This window comes from Synechococcus sp. 8F6 (assembly GCF_002252665.1).
Taxonomy (GTDB): Bacteria; Cyanobacteriota; Cyanobacteriia; order PCC-6307; family Cyanobiaceae; genus Cyanobium_A.
In genome coordinates, this window is the sequence record NZ_NQKZ01000008.1 from 37,684 (window position 1) to 51,486 (window position 13,803).

General features: G+C 66.5%; 14 protein-coding genes and 1 pseudogene. 5 read left to right on the top strand and 10 right to left on the bottom strand.

Features of this window, described 5'->3' with window-relative positions:
* Positions 1-102: 102 nt before the first annotated feature.
* Both CJZ78_RS07485 and pyk read right to left on the bottom strand, forming a co-directional pair.
* Positions 103-1,332, bottom strand: coding sequence for an ABC transporter permease (locus tag CJZ78_RS07485; protein ID WP_094560280.1), 1,230 nt, complete (start codon positions 1,330-1,332; stop codon positions 103-105).
* Between the two features lie 17 nt (positions 1,333-1,349).
* Positions 1,350-3,134, bottom strand: a complete 1,785-nt coding sequence (gene pyk, locus CJZ78_RS07490; protein ID WP_094560445.1) for a pyruvate kinase — start codon at positions 3,132-3,134, stop codon at positions 1,350-1,352.
* Positions 3,135-3,191: 57 nt separating this feature from the next.
* Here pyk and CJZ78_RS07495 point away from each other — a divergent pair, with 57 nt between their 5' ends.
* The gene (locus tag CJZ78_RS07495) at positions 3,192-3,521 is read left to right on the top strand and encodes a nucleoside triphosphate pyrophosphohydrolase family protein (RefSeq protein WP_094560281.1); all 330 of its coding nucleotides are present in this window, start codon (positions 3,192-3,194) and stop codon (positions 3,519-3,521) included.
* A gap of 8 nt (positions 3,522-3,529) precedes the next feature.
* Positions 3,530-3,985 (top strand): hypothetical protein, encoded by a 456-nt coding sequence (locus CJZ78_RS07500; protein WP_094560282.1) that lies wholly within the window; start codon positions 3,530-3,532, stop codon positions 3,983-3,985.
* A 12-nt stretch (positions 3,986-3,997) separates the two neighbouring features.
* On the opposite strand, the gene CJZ78_RS07505 is transcribed toward CJZ78_RS07500, so the two are convergent.
* From CJZ78_RS07505 to ilvA, 3 genes are read right to left on the bottom strand one after another with little or no spacing between them, the layout of a single operon-like run.
* Complete coding sequence (locus CJZ78_RS07505; protein WP_094560283.1) at positions 3,998-4,285, bottom strand: YggT family protein; 288 nt, start codon at positions 4,283-4,285, stop codon at positions 3,998-4,000.
* A 34-nt stretch (positions 4,286-4,319) separates the two neighbouring features.
* Complete coding sequence (gene scpB / locus CJZ78_RS07510) at positions 4,320-4,943, bottom strand: SMC-Scp complex subunit ScpB (RefSeq protein WP_094560284.1); 624 nt, start codon at positions 4,941-4,943, stop codon at positions 4,320-4,322.
* Between the two features lie 28 nt (positions 4,944-4,971).
* Complete coding sequence (ilvA, locus tag CJZ78_RS07515; protein WP_094560285.1) at positions 4,972-6,543, bottom strand: threonine ammonia-lyase, biosynthetic; 1,572 nt, start codon at positions 6,541-6,543, stop codon at positions 4,972-4,974.
* Between the two features lie 73 nt (positions 6,544-6,616).
* On the opposite strand from ilvA, the gene dxs reads away from it, so the two are divergent.
* Both dxs and CJZ78_RS07525 read left to right on the top strand, forming a co-directional pair.
* Positions 6,617-8,545 (top strand): 1-deoxy-D-xylulose-5-phosphate synthase, encoded by a 1,929-nt coding sequence (gene dxs, locus CJZ78_RS07520; RefSeq protein WP_094560286.1) that lies wholly within the window; start codon positions 6,617-6,619, stop codon positions 8,543-8,545.
* A 44-nt stretch (positions 8,546-8,589) separates the two neighbouring features.
* The gene (locus CJZ78_RS07525) at positions 8,590-9,783 is read left to right on the top strand and encodes an NAD(P)/FAD-dependent oxidoreductase (protein WP_094560287.1); all 1,194 of its coding nucleotides are present in this window, start codon (positions 8,590-8,592) and stop codon (positions 9,781-9,783) included.
* A gap of 28 nt (positions 9,784-9,811) precedes the next feature.
* Here CJZ78_RS07525 and psaK read toward each other — a convergent pair whose 3' ends face one another.
* From psaK to CJZ78_RS14805, 5 genes and pseudogenes are all read right to left on the bottom strand, one after another.
* A complete protein-coding gene (gene psaK, locus CJZ78_RS07530; RefSeq protein ID WP_094560288.1) occupies positions 9,812-10,069 on the bottom strand; it encodes a photosystem I reaction center subunit PsaK in 258 nt (85 codons plus the stop codon).
* Positions 10,070-10,135: 66 nt separating this feature from the next.
* Positions 10,136-10,471, bottom strand: a complete 336-nt coding sequence (locus CJZ78_RS07535; protein ID WP_094560289.1) for a DUF3593 domain-containing protein — start codon at positions 10,469-10,471, stop codon at positions 10,136-10,138.
* The gene (locus CJZ78_RS07540; RefSeq protein ID WP_094560290.1) at positions 10,468-10,773 is read right to left on the bottom strand and encodes a DUF2499 domain-containing protein; all 306 of its coding nucleotides are present in this window, start codon (positions 10,771-10,773) and stop codon (positions 10,468-10,470) included. The genes CJZ78_RS07535 and CJZ78_RS07540 overlap by 4 nt, the downstream gene beginning before the upstream one ends.
* Before the next feature lie 4 nt (positions 10,774-10,777).
* Positions 10,778-11,644 (bottom strand): hypothetical protein, encoded by an 867-nt coding sequence (locus tag CJZ78_RS07545; protein ID WP_094560291.1) that lies wholly within the window; start codon positions 11,642-11,644, stop codon positions 10,778-10,780.
* A 9-nt stretch (positions 11,645-11,653) separates the two neighbouring features.
* A pseudogene (locus CJZ78_RS14805) lies at positions 11,654-12,609 on the bottom strand (sulfotransferase domain-containing protein).
* Positions 12,610-12,718: 109 nt separating this feature from the next.
* Between CJZ78_RS14805 and csaB the strand changes: the two are divergent.
* Positions 12,719-13,798 (top strand): polysaccharide pyruvyl transferase CsaB, encoded by a 1,080-nt coding sequence (gene csaB / locus CJZ78_RS07560; RefSeq protein ID WP_094560294.1) that lies wholly within the window; start codon positions 12,719-12,721, stop codon positions 13,796-13,798.
* Positions 13,799-13,803 lie beyond the last annotated feature (5 nt).

A 13,803-nucleotide genomic window follows, 5' to 3' on the forward strand; every position in this document is an offset into this window, starting at 1 on the left:
CGTGCGGATTTGGTGACGAACGCCACGTTTTTAGGTTTTTAATAGTTTCTTCGGTTTTGCGGGCCGGTTGGGCTGGAGCAAAGAGGGTCTGGCCCGGCTGGCTCAGAGGCTGCGCAGGGCCACGATTGGATCCAACCGGGCGGCGCGGCGGGCCGGCACCACGCCGAAGAACAGGCCGATCGAGCCCGACAGCCCCACCGTGGCCAGCACCGTGGCGGCTCCGATCGTGGCGGGCAACGGCGTAACGGCGGCCACCATGACCACCGTGCCGATGCCCACGGCGCTGCCGATCACGCCGCCGAGGCTGGCCAGCACCAGCGACTCCACCAGAAACTGCAGCAGCACGTCGCCGCTGCGGGCGCCGAGGGCCTTACGCAGACCGATCTCCTCGGTGCGCTCGCTCACCGACACCAACATGATGTTCATGATGCCGATGCCGCCCACCAGCAGCGACACGGCGCCGATGGCTGCCAGCATCAAGGTGAGTCCACCGGTGATCGTGCTCACGATTGTCAGGGCGTCCTTCTGGGAGCGCACGGCGAAGTCGTCCTCCCGCAGGATCCGGTGCCGTTGGCGCAGCAGGTTGGTGATCTGAAAGCTCGCGGCTCCGGTGCTCTGTTCGTCGCGGGCCTCGACGCTGATGAAGTTGAGGTTGACGCCGTAGGTGGGATCGCGGCCGGAGAGCTTGCTCACCATCGTCGTGAGCGGCACGTAGGCGTTTTCGTCCTGGTTTTGGCCAAACACCGCCCCCTTGGGCTCCAGCACGCCGATCACCTCGAACAGCTGGTTGCGGATGCGCAGTTGGCGCCCCACCGGCGCCTTGCCGGGAAACATCTTGGCGCCCAGATCGGGCCCCACCACAGTGACGTTGCGGGCGCTGCTGAGGTCGCTGGCGGAGAAGAAACGGCCCTGGGCCACCTCAAACTGACGCACCGGCAGAAACTCGGGTGTCACTCCCGATACCGAGGCGGTGCTGCTGATGCCGCCGGCTTGAATCACCTCGCTCAGGGTGATCTGGGGCGCCACCCGTTTGACGCTGGGCACTTGCTCGGCGATCGCCTCGGCGTCTTCGAGCACGAGGGTTTTGGGGAAGTCGATGCCCTGGCGCCGGGTGTCGTTGTTGCCCGGCACCACAAACAACACATTGGCCCCGAGGTTGCTGAGCTGGCCTTCGGCCAGGTTCTGGGCTCCCCGTCCCACGCCCACCAAGGTGATCACCGAGGCATTGCCGATCACGATGCCGAGCATCGTGAGCAGGCTGCGCAGCCGGTTGGCCCGCAGGGTGGTCAGAGCCATGACTACGGTTTCACCGACGGGCAATTTCGAAGCCATGGGCACGTGCTGGGGCCCTAAACGATGGCGGTTCCGCTGTCCGCGTTGTGGCTGCGGGCGCCGCGATGCACTTCCCCGCGGAGCAGATCCAGGGTCACGATCTCGCCCTGACGCAGGCTGGCAAAGGCGTTGTCGACGCCCACAATCGCCGGAACGCCGGTGCGCTGGGCGATCACGGCCGCGTGGCTCTCCATGCCGTCGGCTTCGGCAATCACGGCCTTGGCTTTGCGAATCGCCTCGATGTAATCAGCCGAGGTTTCACGTACCACCAGGATCTCCCCCGACTGGATCGCCGCTGCTGCCTCGGGGCTATCCACGAGGCGAACCCGCCCGCTCACCGAGCCGTTGCCGATGCCGGTGCCCTTCGACAGCACGGCCGACACGATGCCGACCTTGATGAAGTCGGTGGAGCCGCTCACCCCAGACAGGGTGCCAGCGGTTTGCACCACCAGGTCGCCGTCCTGCAGGAAGCCCAGCTCCCGGGCCATGCCCATGGCCAGGCTGAAGGTGCTCGTGGAGGAGCTTTGTTCCGCCACCAGCAGGGGATTCACTCCCCAGCAGAGCTGCAGCTGGCGGGCCACCTTCACCTCGCTGGTGATCGCCAGGATGGGCGTGCTGGGCCGAAACTTGCTGACGTTGCGGGCGGTTGAGCCACCCTTGGTGAGGGGCAGGATTGCCGCGGCATTGAGCTGGCGGGCAATGCTGCTCACCGCCTGGCAGATGGCGTTGGGAATGGTGGTGGCCATGTGGCTGTCGAGCACCCGCTGGGGGTAATCACGCTCGATGCGCCGGGCGATCGTGGCCATGGTGGCCACCGCTTCCACCGGGAAATCACCCACAGCGCTCTCGTTGGACAGCATCACGGCGTCGGTGCCATCGAGGATGGCATTGGCGACGTCGCTCACCTCGGCCCGGGTGGGGCGGGGGCAGCTCACCATCGAATCGAGCATCTGGGTGGCGGTGATCACCGGGATGCCGAGGCTGTTGGCTTTGCGGATCAGCTCCTTCTGCAGCAGCGGCACCTCTTCGGCAGGCATCTCGACGCCCAAATCACCGCGGGCCACCATTACCCCGTCGCAAAGGGGCAGGATGTCGTCGATCTGGTCGATCGCCTCAAATTTTTCAATCTTGGCGACCACCGGCGTGCTGTGTCCGTGGCTGCGGATCAGCTCGCGGATCTCGCGCATGTCCGAGGGGTTGCGCACGAAGCTGAGCGCCACCCAATCGACACCGTGTTGCAGGCCAAAGGCCAGGTCGATCCGGTCTTTTTCGGTAAGCGCCCGGATCGAGAGCTGCACGTCTGGAAAGTTGACGCCCTTGTTGTTGGAGAGCACGCCACCGACGGTGACGCTGCAGAACAGGGTTTGCTCGGGCTTGTCGACGCGCTCGACCAGCATTTCGACCCGGCCGTCATCCAGCAGGATGCGGCTGCCGGGCACGACCTCGTCGGCGAGATTGTCGTAGGTGACTGTGGCAATCGATTGATTGCAAGCCACATCCCTCGAGGTGAGCGTGAAGGGATCACCCTTGGCCAGGGTGATGGGCCCGTCGGCGAAGCGGCCCAGCCGGATCTTGGGACCCTGCAGGTCCTGGAGGATGCCGATCTCGATGCCCAGCTCGGTGGAGACCTGGCGGATCGTGGCGATCCGAGCCGCGTGCTCGCTGTGGTCCCCGTGGGAGAAATTGAGGCGAAAGGTGGTAGCCCCGGCGGCAATCAACTCGCGCAGGCGTTCCGGAGATTCCGTGGCGGGCCCGATCGTGGCCACGATCTTGGTGCGACGCATGAGATCGGGCTGGGGCATCAACACGCCATCAGACAGCTGGAAACTACCATCCAGGCCTGCAACGAGCTGCCGCAGTTGGACTTTCAGGCTTACCAACAGCGCTCCCGCGCCACCGCCCTCTATCCCGAGGCCGGCGACAACCCCATCTATCCCACCCTGGGGCTGTGCGGTGAGGCCGGTGAGGTGGCCGACAAGGTCAAGAAGGTGATGCGCGACCAGAACGGCGTGTTCACCCCCGAGGTGATCGCCGCCCTGCAGCTGGAGCTGGGGGATGTGCTCTGGTACGTGGCGCAACTCGCCACCGAACTGGGCCTGGAGCTCGATCAGATCGCCCAGGCCAATCTCGACAAGCTGGCCAGCCGCGCCGCCCGTAACGTGATTGCAGGTAGTGGGGATACGCGGTGATCAGAGTCGTGCTAGCTCCTTTTCTGGTGGCGTTGTTGCTGCTTGTGCCTGGTCCTGCCTGGGCGGCCGAGCTGCAGGTTTCGCAGGTGAGTCTCGAGCCCTGTCCCGCCGAAGATGTTGGCGCCCAACCCGAGTTGCGGCGCCCTTCCGGCGCCAGCTGCTACGCCCTGCGTGGCACTGTGCTGAATCCGGGCCGCAAACCTGTGGTGGACACCGATGTGTTTGCTCTGATCGTCGATTCCAGCGGCGAGCCGGTGCTCCAGAACCGCACCCGCGTGGGGTCGATCGGCGACGTGCCCCCAGGCAGCTCCGGCTTTGCCCTGCGCCTGTCGGTGCCGGCGGGCACACCAGGGCCCCTCAGCTTCCGCAGCGTCAAGGCGCGTGGTTTCAGTGCCCCGGTGCGCACCCGCGCCGGTATCGACGACGAATTGCTGCCGCTTGAGCAGGCTCTCGCCGATCAGTAACGCGGAGCCCGATCAGTAACCGGCGCTCAGCACCGACACGCTGGCGCCTGCGAGCAGGCTCTGCACCAGTTGCAGGGCGATGAAGGCCACAATCGCCGACAGGTCGAGGCCGCCCAGGGGCGGGATCAGGCCGCGGAAGGCATTGAGGTAGGGGTCGGTGATCGAACTCACCGTGGAGAGCAGCGGATTGCTCCAGTCGAGGTTGGGGAACCAGCTGAGCAGCACCCGCACCAGCAGCACCACGGTGTAGATGCTGAGGGTTTGGGCCAGCACCTGCAGCAGAAAACTCAGCGCGTCCATGGGTGCTCGTTGGCGGAATCTCGATCGGGAAACTCTAGGCAGCCTCGTCCCAGGCTTCATCCTGAGTTGGAGCCTTATTACCAGCCTGATCCTCAGCCTGATCTAGAGCTGGTTCGGGATCCACCACCTTGGCCTTGGCCGCCCTCGGACGGGGTTGCAGGTCGTCGGCCTTGACGGCGAAGGTGCGGTGAAATTTCTCGCTCAGGGTGAGCCAGTAGGAGCGACCCTCGCTCTGGCGCTTGCGCTCGATGAAGTTCTGGGCCAGGAGCTCCTTGATGTGCTCGTAAGCACCCGAACCCCGCAGCTCCACCAGATCCGACTGCAGGATCCGTTTCTTCAGCGCGATCGTGGCCAGGGTGCGCAGGGCAGCGGTGGAGAGGTCCACCGGCAGCAGGTTCTGCACCAGGTCGCCCAGGCCGTCGCGCAGCTGCAGGCTGTAGCGGTTGCCCTCCTGGCGCACTTCCAGCGCGGTGTCGCGGTGGGCGTAGTCGGTGATCAGGGTGATCAGCCCCAGCTCCGCCTCTTCCCGACCAACGGCGGCAATCTCGGCCAGCTCAGCGAGGCTCAGGGGTCGGCCCTTGAGATAGAGAATCGCCTCCATCCGGGCCGGCAGCGACAGACCCTGGATCGCCTCAGTGGCCGCTGCGCCTGTGTGCATGGCGGCACGGTACCGCAGGTGTTCGGGCTCAGGCCAGGGCTGGCAGGGGAGCGCTGCTGGGGCCGAGAAACAGCCGGTAGGCGGGGTTGTCGCTTTCATCCCAGTGCTGGTAGCCCAGGCCATTGAGGAAGGCCTGCCACTGCGACCGTTCGCCGCGGGGCACTTGCACCCCCACCACGATCCGCCCCACGTCGGCGCCGTGGTTGCGGTAGTGAAAGATGCTGATGTTCCAGTTGGCGTGCAAGGCGTTGACGAACGCCATCAGGGCCCCGGGTTTTTCGGGAAACTCGAAGCGGTAGAGCAACTCCTCCCCCTGCTCCAGGGCGGGGCCGGCGCTGGCGGGCAGGCGTCCGCCCACCATGTGGCGTAGGTGCAGCTTGGCCAATTCGTTGTTGGAGAGGTCGAGGCAGGGGAATCCGGCGGCCTGCACGTCGTGGATCAGTTGCTGCTCGTCGTCGCTGCCGCTGGTCTGTACCCCCACGAAGATGTGGGCGACGCGGGGATCGGCCAGCCGGTAGCTGAATTCGGTGAGGCTGCGCTGGCCCAGCACCCCACAGAAGCGCCGCAGGCTGCCGGTTTGCTCGGGGATCTCCACCGCCAGCATCGCCTCGCGGTCTTCGCCGATTTCGGTGCGTTCGGCCACGAAGCGCAGCCGATCGAAGTTCATGTTGGCGCCGCAGGCCACCGCCACCAGCGTCTGACCATGCAGGCCCTGCTGCAGCACATCCCGCTTCATGCCCGCCACCGCCAGGGCGCCGGCCGGCTCCAGGATCGAGCGGGTGTCCTCGAACACGTCCTTGATGGCGGCGCAGATGGCGTCGGTGTCGACGGTCACCATGCGATCCACCGTCTGGCGGGCCAGATCGAAGGTCAGCTTTCCCACCTGGCGCACGGCCACCCCATCGGCAAACAGACCCACCTGGTCGAGCTGCACCCGCTCGCCGGCGGCCAGCGAGCGGGTCATGGCATCGGCATCCACTGGCTCGACGCCCACGATCTGCACCTGGGGCCACAGGGTTTTGACGTAGGCGCCGATGCCGGCGATCAGGCCGCCACCGCCCACCGCCACGTAAATCACATCCGGTGGCGCGGAGCACTGGCGCAGGATCTCCAGCCCGATCGTGCCCTGCCCGGCGATCACATCCGGATCGTCGAAGGGGTGGATGAAGGTGAGCCCCCGCTCTGCGGCCAGTCGGGTGGCTTCGGTGCAGGCTGCGTCGTAGTTGTCGCCGTGCAGCACCACTTCGGCGCCGCGGGCGGCCACCGCTTTGACCTTCATCTCCGGTGTGGTCACCGGCATCACAATCACCGCCCTGCAGCCCAGCTTCTGGGCCCCCAGCGCCACCCCCTGGGCGTGGTTGCCGGCGCTGGCGGCGATCACGCCGCGCTCCAGCTCCGCCGGCGAGAGGCCCGCCATCTTGTTGTAGGCCCCCCGCAGCTTGAAGCTGAACACGGGCTGCAGGTCTTCGCGCTTCAGCAGCACCCGGTTGTGCAGGCGCGCCGAGAGATTGGGTGCGGGATCGAGCGGCGACTCGATCGCCACGTCGTACACCCGCGCCCGCAGGATTCGCTGGAGATAGCTGTGGGGAGCCTCGCTCATGGCACCAGTGTCGCAATCCGCACCGCTGGGCGGGATCCAAGGCCTAGATTGCACCCCACCTCCAGGGTTGTGCATGCATCTCAGCGAGCTGAATCACCCGAATCAGCTGCACGGCCTGAGCACGGCTGAGCTTGAAGCCATTGGCCGCCAGGTCCGGGAGCGCCACCTGGAGGTGGTCAGCACCAGCGGTGGTCACCTGGGGCCAGGGTTGGGGGTGGTGGAGCTCACCCTGGCCCTGTATCAAACCCTCGATCTCGATCACGACAAAGTGGTGTGGGATGTGGGCCACCAGGCCTACCCCCACAAGTTGTTGACGGGCCGCTACAAGGATTTCGACAGCCTGCGCCAAAAGGGCGGCGTGGCGGGCTATCTGAAGCGCTGTGAAAGTCGCTTCGACCACTTCGGTGCCGGCCACGCCAGCACCTCGATTTCAGCCGCCCTGGGCATGGCCCTGGCACGGGATCGCCGCGGCGAAGTCTTTAAATGCGTCGCCGTGATCGGCGATGGTGCCCTCACCGGCGGCATGGCCCTCGAGGCCATCAACCATGCCGGCCACCTGCCCAAAACCAAGCTGCTGGTGGTGCTGAACGACAACGACATGTCGATCAGTCCACCGGTGGGAGCCCTCTCCACCTACCTCAACCGCATGCGGCTGAGCCCGCCGCTGCAGTTTCTGCAGGGCAACGCCGAGGAGGCGATCAAGCACCTGCCCTTCCTGCACGGCGAGCTCCCCACCGAGCTCAAGACGCTCAAGGAGAGCATGAAGCGCCTGGCGGTGCCCAAGGTGGGTGCCGTGTTTGAGGAGCTGGGCTTCACCTACATCGGCCCGATCGATGGCCACGACATTGCCGGGATGGTGCGCACCTTCGAGCAGGCGCATCGCACCGAGGGTCCCGTGCTGGTGCACGTGGCCACCACCAAGGGCAAGGGTTATGCCTACGCCGAGGCCGACCAGGTGGGCTACCACGCCCAGAGCGCCTTTGATCTGGCCACCGGCAAGGCCTATCCCTCCAGCAAGCCGAAACCGCCGAGCTACAGCAAGGTGTTCGGCCAAACGCTGGTGAAGCTCTGCGAACAGGACCCCACCGTGGTGGGCATCACCGCCGCCATGGCCACGGGCACCGGTCTGGATCTGCTGGAGAAGGCCCTGCCCGATCAATATTTTGATGTGGGCATCGCCGAGCAGCATGCCGTCACCATGGCTGCGGGCATGGCCTGCGAGGGCCTCAAGCCGGTGGTGGCGATTTACAGCACCTTCCTGCAACGCGCCTTCGACCAACTCATCCACGACGTGGGCATCCAGAAGCTGCCGGTCACCTTCGTGCTGGACCGGGCCGGGATCGTGGGTGCCGACGGCCCCACCCACCAGGGCCAGTACGACATCAGCTACTTCCGTGCCATCCCCAACTTCACCGTGATGGCTCCCAAGGATGAGGCTGAGTTGCAGCGCATGCTCGTGACCTCAATTCATCACAGCGGCCCCTGCGCTTTGCGCATCCCCCGCGGCGAAGGCGAGGGCGTGCCTCTTGCGGAAGAGGGCTTTGAACCCCTGGAGATCGGCCGCGGTGAGCTGCTTACCGATGGCGACGACCTGCTGATCGTGGCCTACGGCGCCATGGTGGCCCCGGCGATGGCCACCGCTGGGTTGCTGCAGGAGAAGGGCATCCGCGCTGCGGTGATCAACGCCCGCTTCCTGCGGCCCCTCGATGAGGCGCTGATCCTGCCGATGGCCCAGCGCATTGGCAAGGTGGTGACCATCGAAGAGGGCGCCCTGGCGGGTGGCTTCGGTGCCGCGGTGGTGGAAACCCTCGTCGATCACGACGTGCTTGTGCCCGTGCTGCGCATTGGCATTCCCGATCTGCTCGTCGACCACGCCAGCCCCGACCAGAGCAAGCAGAGCCTCGGCCTCACCCCTCCCCAGATGGCCGACCGCATCCTGGAGCGCTTCGGCTCTCCCCGCCCCACCAATCTGGCGGCCGCCGGTCAGCCCGTTGCCGTCTGAGCCTCAGCGAGCGTTCCACCACGGATGAGCCCGACCGCTGCGAGGTGCTGGTGGTGGGTGCCGGCCCGGCGGGAGCTGAGCTGGCCCGGTTGCTGGCCCTGGCGGGGGTGGATGTGTTGCTGGTGGATCGCTTGGCCGACCTCCGCCAGGCGGCCTTCAGCAGCGCGGCCCTGCCCTTGGCGGCGGTGGAGCGCTACGGCTTGCCGTCTGCGGTGGTGGCGGCCCGCTGGAGCGGCTGGCAATTGGTGGGCCCCGGAGCGCAGGGGCGTCAGTGGAGTTCCGATCAGCCGCTGGGGGCCGTGCTGGATTTCGGCGCCCTGCGCCAATGGCTGGCGGATCAGGCCCAGGGCTGGGGCGCCCGGCTGCAGCTCGGGGTCACGGCGCTGGGCTGGCAGCCCGATGGGGAGGGGGCCTGCACCTGGGTGCGGGATGGCCGTGGTGGCCGCCGCGCCATCCGCAGCCGTTGGCTGGTGGATGCCAGTGGTGAGAGCCGCGCCCTGATTGGCGAGCCCAGCAGCTGCCCGGGCGATCCGCTGGTGGCGGGGCTGGGGGTGGAGTGGTTGCTGCAGGTGAGTTCCGATGCCTACGCCGCCTGGGCGGATCGGCTCAGTTTTTTCCTCGGCAGCGACTGGGTGCAGCAGGGGTATGGCTGGGTGTTTCCGATGGGCCCGGGCCAGCTCAAGGTGGGGGTGTGCCGCTTGCACGACGGCCATCGGCCCCAACCACCGCTTGGGCAGGAGTTGCAGAAGTTGCTGCAGCGCAGCGGCCTGGCGGGAGCTGTGGTGCTCGATCGCCATGGCGGCCGCATCCGCAGCACGCTGCGGCGCCGGGAAGCGCACCGCCAGGGGCCGCTGATCGGCCTGGGCGACGCTGTGAGCACCGCCAACCTGTTGGGCGGTGAAGGGATCCGCCACGCCCTGGCCAGTGCCCGGGTGCTGGCACCGTTGCTGCTGCAGGTGTGGGGCGATGGTGGAGGCCAGCGCGGTGATACAGCCACGCCGCTCGATCGCTACCCGATGCTGCTGCGCCGGGAGCTGGGTTGGCGCTGGAGCCTGAGTGGCCGGTTGGCCCGGCGCACCTGGCTGGGCCTGGCCCATGCGCAAGCCGACCGACGCCTGGAGCGACTGCTGGCGGGATTGCAAACAAAACGGGCGGAGGATCTCTCCGCCCTGCTGTTCGACTACCGCTTTGAGCGCTACGGGCTCAAAGCCTTGCCCTATCTGCTGGGCTGGCGTTGAACGCCAGACTTCAAACCAGGCTGACGATTCAAACCACGCCGCGGGAGGCCAGGCCGAGGATGGCGCCCATGCCGAGGATGTGACCCAGGCTCAGGGTTCCGAGCATGGCTCCGTGGCCGAAGCCGCCAAACAGGCTGGGGCTGGGCAGCTGCAGGCCCACGTTGGGGTGCTTGATCGTGGCCTTGCCGATTGCAATGGCGATCACATTGCAGACGATCATCACCAGCGCCACCTTGGGCGACCAGGTGATCGTGGCGGGGGCCAGGGCCAGAAGCGGAGTGATCATGGAGCAAGTGCCGACGCCCCATCTTCCGGGCACCGTTGGCATTGCATCCCCCTGCTTAAGACTTGTTCATTCCCCTCTCTTCTGGGGCCGTGTGGTGACCGCGGCGCCCACACCGCTAAAGCCGAGCACCACCAGCAGGTTGGAAACGGTGAGCAGGGATTCGGCGCCCCCGTGGAGAGGATCCACGTTGGCGAGCAGGGCGCCATAGCGCAGCTGGGCGATCACGGCGGCACCGATGGTGACCGCCACAAACACCAGGGTGAACTGGAAGCCGCGCAGGGCCAGCTTTGGGAAGCCTTCGATCCGCCCCGCCCACCACAGAAAGGCCAGGTAGGGGAGCAGCGACAGCACAAACAGCGGCGTGGGATCGATCCCGGCCAGCCAGCTGAGCGGGCCGCTCATGGCGCTGCCTGCCGCTGTTGACGCAGCAGGTTCCAGGCCGCCAGGGCCAGGGTGCCGTTGCCGAGGGTGGTGAGCCCGGCCTGCAGCACCACAAGGCCTTGCAGCTCGGGGCTGTTGTCGAACAGGTGCCATGTGCAGGCGGCCATGGCACTCACCAGGGCCGGCAGCATGCCCAGGCTCAGCCAGCGCCACCCCTCTTCCCGGCGGGCAACGCCCAGCCGTTGGATCGCCACCATCGCCACCACCCACTCGAGCACCGAGGTGACATGGATCCACCATGTGGGTAGGGACAGGGCGTGCATGGGGTCAGTGGATGGCGATGAGCTGTGATTCGGAGCGTGACAGTTCGAGGATCTGCCGGCGGAGCAGCTCAACCAGTTGGGCAACAGCCGGCTCATCCCGGTGTTCGTGCAACACCACCAGGCTTTCCACGTAGTGAGACGATACGGCCACCTTGACGCGGACGACGTCAATTTTGTCGGCCAGGGCTTTGAGCATGAGGCTGTTGGCGAAATAAACAGGATCCGTGTCGGGGTGTCGCGTGCCTCTGCGGGTGCGAGCAGGCCGGAAATGGTGGTCATAGAAGCCGCGGATGAACTGCTTCTGGGGGCGAGGGTTGAAGGGGAAGGTGTCGATGTGGCAATGGGTGCCGATCTCAGCCCTGCTGGGCTGGGTGATTCGGCTCACCCGTGCTGAAGGGCGCGTGACCAGATGGATCGGAGAGTGGAACAGGTCAAAGCAGGCAAATCGGGTGTCATCGCTGGCCGGCCGTTCTGGCAGGGTGGCCAGGCAGGCGTCAACCACCCGTTGCTCGAGCAGGTCCAGGCAGTGGTGGGCGGAGCCCAAGGAGCTGAAGGGGTTGCTGATCCAGTGGGGAGGCAGGTTGTTGAACAGGGCATCGGAGCTCCAGTAAGGAGCCTGCAGGCGCAGGGCTTGCCGTCCCAGAAACCGGCCGCGTTGGTGCAGCTGCCGCTCTAGGCGGAGCAGCAGTGGGTCGCCCGTCGCTTGCCAGGCTTCTGAGACGCGGCGCAGTTTGAGGTTGAAGGTGGCCAGGGTCTGCTGCACCCGACGCGACACGGTGCTCTGGTTGCAATGAGCGAGCTCACTGGCATGGGTGCCATTCCCAAGCCAGATCAGCAGATCGAGGGCCTCAAGGGCTTCCTCCGTCACCATTGTGGTCTGTTAGCACCACTCAAGTGCTAGCGACGATTCCCTGTCGACGCCATGCAGCCAGCTGTGACAGGCCGGGCTGAGGGCTTCCCGGCTGACCCGGTCGTAGGCCTCGAGCTGTTCCGGACGCAGGACGCCCCGCCAGCGGCCGTTGCTGCCGCGGTAGAGGAATGTGGTGGCGCCGCCTTTCCAGAGACGTCCCCCGCAGGGCACGTAGCGATCGCTGTGGAGTCGCATGGCATCAAAGGCAACCGCGGCCGCCACAGTTTCGAGCCGCGGAGCATCGATCTCCATGCCGAGAAAGCTGGCAATCCTGGCGATCTGGGCCGGCAGATCGGCCTTGAGGTCGCTGTAGTGCAGCAGCAGGATGTTGGCTTGATGGTGGTGATCCCACCACGACTGCACGTTGTGAAAGAACGACCAGAAAGGCCAGCCATCCTTCTCCCAGTCCAGCCAACCGTTGTGCAACCAGCGATCAAAGAAGGTCTGCACGTCTGCCGGGGGAAGGGGGAAGGTCTCGCCCCGTTCGTTGGGCACCTGGTTGACCAGGGCATGGGCCTGATCGCTCCAGTTCAGGTAGTGATTCCAAAGCGACATCGCCACATCCCCTCCATCGCGGGCGATGTAGAGAAAACGCCGCCGGGGATCCCATGGCAGGGCATCGAGGGTAGGTGGCTTTTGATGAAACGGCGGTGGCGTTGCTGCTCCAGCGTCAGCACCAAAGCGTCGAGATCGTGGTAATTGGCTTCCAGCCAGGGCGAGAGGTCGGCCAGAGGGGCCGCCAGTTCACCGTCAAACACCAGGTGGGCCACGATGGCTTGCAACCAGGTGGTGCCGCTCTTGTAGGGGCTGGCGATGACGATGTCGTCATCGCGGAGCGCGACATGATCCCAGCGACGGCTGTCGAAGTGGTGGTTGTGAATGCGGCGGGTGCGCTGCGGATCTCCGCTTCCAGGGCTGATGGCCATCAATCTGCATCGATGCAGCGATCTGCACCAATCTGTTTTGGTGCCATGCTGATTGGGCGGTGAGGCCCGGCTCGTGCGCGAGACCAGACAGAAGACTGACCCGGCTCCGATGGGCCTGGTGCGCAAGACCCTGGCGCCTCGCAGGGTTTTGCTGTGCGGTTACTACGGGGAGCACAACCTCGGCGATGACGCCCTGCTGGAGGTGCTGATAAGCCAACTGCCTGCGGGATGCCAGGCGGTGGTGACAGCCCATGACGCTGCTTTGGTGCAGGAGCGCTTTGGAGTGGAGACGGTGCCGCGCCGCAGCCTGCCGCTGGTGCTTAAGGCGCTGCGGCGCTGCGATGCCCTGGTGCTCGGCGGCGGCAGCCTGTTGCAGGATTCCACCAGTTTCCGCAGCCTGCTCTACTACGGCGCTCTGATTGCGGCGGCCCGGCTGGAAGGCAAGCCGGTGCTGCTCTGGGGCCAGGGTTTGGGTCCGCTACGGCGCCGTCGCAGCAGGCTGTTGGTGGGCCGCCTGTTGCGCTTGGCCACGGCGGTGAGCTGGCGGGATCCGGAATCGGCGGCTCTGGCCAAGCGCCTCGGGCGCGAGGGCCCGGTGGGCAGTGATCCGGTGTGGGCCCTGCCGGCCCAGCCCTGGCGCGGGCGTGGTGGCCCCTTGGTGCTCTGTTTTCGGCCAACCGGTCAGCTGCAGGGAGCAACCTGGCGCCCCTATCTCGAGGCCCTGGAGCAACTGGCCCGCGAGCACGACCGCGAGGTGATCTGGTTGCCCTTCCACGCCACGCAGGACCGGGGCCTGTTGGAGCACTTGCGCCAGGAGCAGCTGCTGCCAGCAGGCCTGGCGGCCCGCAGCCGGGAGGTGCTGGCGGAGCGGCCCAGCGAAGCAATGGCGATGGGCAGTGGTGCCGGACTGGTGGTGGCGATGCGCCTGCATGGCCTGATCCTGGCGGCCCTCTCCGGAGCGCCCTGCGCCGCCCTCAGCTACGACCCGAAAGTGGCCGCCGCCGCCTCTGCCCTGGGCTGCCCCTGCCACAGCCTGGATGCGGCAGCAGCGCCGGCCGAGCTGGTGGCCGCCTGGACGACCGTGCTCGACAGCCCGCCGCCCAGCGCCCGGCTAGCGGAGCTCCGCCAGCAGACGGCGGTGCATCGCCAACTGCTGGAGAGCCTGGACACCTGCAGCGGCTCTTGCTAGCAGGG